Origin of the sequence: Pseudomonas sp. (assembly GCF_050739995.1) — a bacterium.
Taxonomy (GTDB): domain Bacteria; phylum Pseudomonadota; class Gammaproteobacteria; order Pseudomonadales; family Pseudomonadaceae; genus Aquipseudomonas.
This window is the reverse complement of record NZ_JBOICG010000339.1, coordinates 1-2,566: the sequence shown is the minus strand read 5'-3', so window position 1 is coordinate 2,566 and position 2,566 is coordinate 1. Positions and strand designations below refer to the sequence as shown.

Genomic DNA, 2,566 nt, shown 5'->3' with positions numbered 1-2,566 from the left:
CTTCGGCACCGGGTATTCGTCCCTCAGCTACCTCAAGCGCCTGCCGCTGGACTTCCTGAAGATCGACCAGTCCTTCGTACGCGGCCTGCCCGACGACCCCCACGACGCCGCCATCGTGCGTGCCATCATCGCCCTGGGCCACAGCATGCAATTCACCATCATCGCTGAAGGCGTGGAAAACCCCGCGCAGCAGGCTTTCCTCGCCGCCGAAGGCTGTGAGCAGATGCAAGGCTACATCGTCAGCTTGCCTATGCCTCCGGCGCTGTTTGCCGAGACCTTCCTTCGTATGCGCATTGAGGATTTTTCGGATGGCACAGTGGAGAAACCATCGTTATAATCCGCGACCTGTTAAGGGCCTATAGCTCAGTTGGTCAGAGCAGAGGACTCATAATCCTTTGGTCCACGGTTCAAGTCCGTGTGGGCCCACCAATTCGAAAGCCGCGCAATGCGCGGCTTTTGTGTGTCTGGAAGACATGTAACATGTAATCCATTGCCGTCCGCTTTGGAGCTCCTACTTTGCCCGTCCTCGATGAAATCGACCGCCAACTAATCGCCGCCCTGCAGATCAACGCCCGTGAAAGTGTGGCCATGCTTGCCCGGCAGCTTGGTATCGCACGCACCACCGTGACCTCACGCCTGGCACGCCTGGAGAAAACCCAGGTGATTACCGGATACGGTGTACGCCTGGGCCAGCGGGTGGTGGATGGCGGCTTGCAGGCTTATGTGGGGATTACCGTGCAAGCGCGCTCGGGCAAGGAAGTGCTGCGCAGGTTGAGCGCCATGGCGCAGGTTCAGCAGTTGTGTGCAGTGAGCGGGGAGTTCGATTACGTGGCTTGGCTGCGCACCGATTCGCCGGAGCAGCTAGACCAGTTGCTGGATCAGATCGGCAGCGTCGACGGCGTGGAGAAAACCACCACGTCGATCATCCTCAGCAACAAATTGGATCGCGGACAGCCAATCTGACCAACCAACTCGTCACTTTGACTAAAAACAATTCAATACGACGACACTTTGCGTCTTATTAACGAGCGCAACGCTCCCTAAACTGGCTGCCATCTTTTCCTATACTCAACGGGACGTGCCCCGCCGAGTTGCCAGCCAGGTCAGCCATGAACGCATTCAACAAAAACAATCGCCACCCTGCAGACGGTAAAAAACCCATCACCATCTTTGGCCCGGATTTTCCGTTCGCCTTTGATGACTGGATCGAACACCCTGCCGGACTGGGTAGTATCCCGACCGCCAATCATGGTGCTGAAGTGGCAATCGTCGGCGCGGGGATTGCTGGTTTGGTCGCCGCTTATGAGCTGATGAAGCTTGGCTTGAAGCCCGTGGTGTACGAAGCCTCGAAAATGGGCGGCCGCTTGCGCTCCCAAGCGTTTGAGGGCGCCGAGGGCGTCATCGCCGAGTTGGGTGGTATGCGCTTTCCGGTGTCGTCCACCGCGTTCTACCACTATGTGGACAAGCTGGGCCTGGAAACCAAACCCTTCCCTAACCCGCTGACCCCGGCTTCCGGCAGTACCGTGATCGACCTGGAAGGCCAGACCCACTACGCACAAAAACTCTCCGACTTGCCGGTCCTGTTCCAGGAAGTCGCCGACGCCTGGGCCGATGCCCTGGAGGCCGGCTCGCAGTTCGGCGATATCCAGCAAGCCATCCGCGACCGCGATGTGCCACGCCTCAAGGAGCTGTGGAACAAGCTGGTACCGCTGTGGGACGACCGCACTTTCTATGACTTCGTTGCCACTTCCAAGGCCTTCGCCAAGCTATCGTTCCTGCACCGCGAAGTGTTCGGCCAGGTCGGCTTCGGCACCGGTGGCTGGGACTCGGACTTCCCCAACTCCATGCTGGAAATCTTCCGCGTAGTCATGACCAATTGCGACGACCACCAACACTTGGTCGTCGGCGGTGTGGCGCAGGTGCCCATGGGCATCTGGCGTCATGTGCCAGAGCGCTGCGCCCACTGGCCGGCAGGCACCAGCCTCAGCTCGTTGCACCGAGGTGCGCCACGGGCCGGCGTGAAGCGTATTGCCCACGCTGCCGATGGTCGTTTTGCCGTCACGGACAACTACGGCGACACCCGCGAATACGCCGCAGTGCTCACCACGTGCCAAAGCTGGTTGCTGACCACTCAGATCGAATGCGATGAAACCCTGTTCTCGCAAAAGATGTGGATGGCCCTAGACCGCACACGCTACATGCAGTCGTCGAAAACCTTCGTGATGGTCGACCGTCCGTTCTGGAAAGACAAAGACCCGGAAACCGGCCGCGACCTGATGAGCATGACCCTCACCGATCGCCTGACCCGTGGCACTTACCTGTTCGACAATGGCGACGACAAGCCGGGCGTGATCTGCCTGTCTTACTCGTGGATGAGCGATGCGTTGAAAATGCTGCCGCAGCCCATCGACAAGCGCGTGAAGCTGGCCCTTGACGCTTTGAAGAAGATCTACCCGAAAGTCGACATCAAGGCGCGCATCATCGGCGACCCGATCACCGTGTCCTGGGAAGCCGACCCGCATTTCCTCGGAGCTTTCAAAGGTGCGCTGCCGGGCCACTATCGCTA

The 2,566-nt window shown here is 59.3% G+C and carries 3 protein-coding genes and 1 tRNA gene; all 4 read left to right on the top strand.

Annotated features, from left to right (window positions below):
• A partial coding sequence (locus ACRESD_RS11335) for an EAL domain-containing protein (RefSeq protein WP_431750987.1) occupies positions 1-337 on the top strand: 337 nt, incomplete at its 5' end.
• A gap of 15 nt (positions 338-352) precedes the next feature.
• Positions 353-429, top strand: a tRNA-Ile gene (locus tag ACRESD_RS11330).
• A gap of 87 nt (positions 430-516) precedes the next feature.
• Positions 517-963 (top strand): Lrp/AsnC family transcriptional regulator, encoded by a 447-nt coding sequence (locus tag ACRESD_RS11325; protein WP_078734923.1) that lies wholly within the window; start codon positions 517-519, stop codon positions 961-963.
• A gap of 146 nt (positions 964-1,109) precedes the next feature.
• Positions 1,110-2,566: flavin monoamine oxidase family protein (locus ACRESD_RS11320; protein WP_431750986.1), on the top strand; the 1,457-nt coding region annotated here is incomplete at its 3' end.